The sequence below is a fragment of the Stenotrophomonas maltophilia group sp. RNC7 genome (assembly GCF_030910085.1).
Lineage (GTDB): Bacteria > Pseudomonadota > Gammaproteobacteria > Xanthomonadales > Xanthomonadaceae > Stenotrophomonas > Stenotrophomonas sepilia.
On sequence record NZ_JAVFVN010000012.1, the window covers coordinates 1 to 690 of the forward strand.

At 57.0% G+C, this 690-nt stretch carries 1 protein-coding gene; it reads left to right on the top strand.

Translation table 11 applies throughout. The features are described from left to right. Positions 1–584 (top strand): hypothetical protein (locus tag RCF13_RS00060; protein WP_308140652.1); only part of this gene is annotated, 584 nt, incomplete at its 5' end. Positions 585–690 lie beyond the last annotated feature (106 nt).

Below are 690 nucleotides of genomic sequence, written 5' to 3' on the forward strand. Positions count from 1 at the left end.
GAGCCGTTGCCGCTCCTTATCCGTTCACTTGTCATGCAACTGGAGAGTACACCTTAATGTGCATCGATCCTGTTTCGCTTGCCGTTATTGGCGGCGTAACCTCCGCTGCGGGGCAATTATATAGCGCGAGTGCACAATCGGCATCCTATCGCGCGCAGTCTGCTTACGCTGACAGACAGGCGGAAATGGCTTCCCAGAAAGGGGCTTATGACGCTTCGCAGCAGGCCAGACAGAACGACCGTCAGCTTGCATCCATGCGGGGCCAGTATCTTTCCAGCGGCATCGCTCTCTCTGGATCGGCGGTTGATACCCTTCAGGACAGCGCCACACAGGCAAGCCTTGACGAGCAGGCTATTCGGTATGGCGCGCAAGTCCAGAGCGACAATTACCGCTTTCAGGCGGGGCTTGCGCGTTCAAACGCCAGCAGCGCCATGACCGGCGGTTTTCTCGGCGCCTTGTCCACCGGAGTAAACACCCTGTCCGGCATGAATACCGCGAGCGCGCAGCGCACAATGATTACAAACCCATATGTCAATGCCGGGACCAGCAATGACCCTTGGTATGGCTTGCGCAGGGCAGGATAACGAATGCCGGTTATTCAGACAATTGAAGCTCGCCGTTCTATTGATATTGGCGGCATTCCCGACACGCGCGTCGATAACAGCATAGGGCAGGGCGTTTCACAGCTTG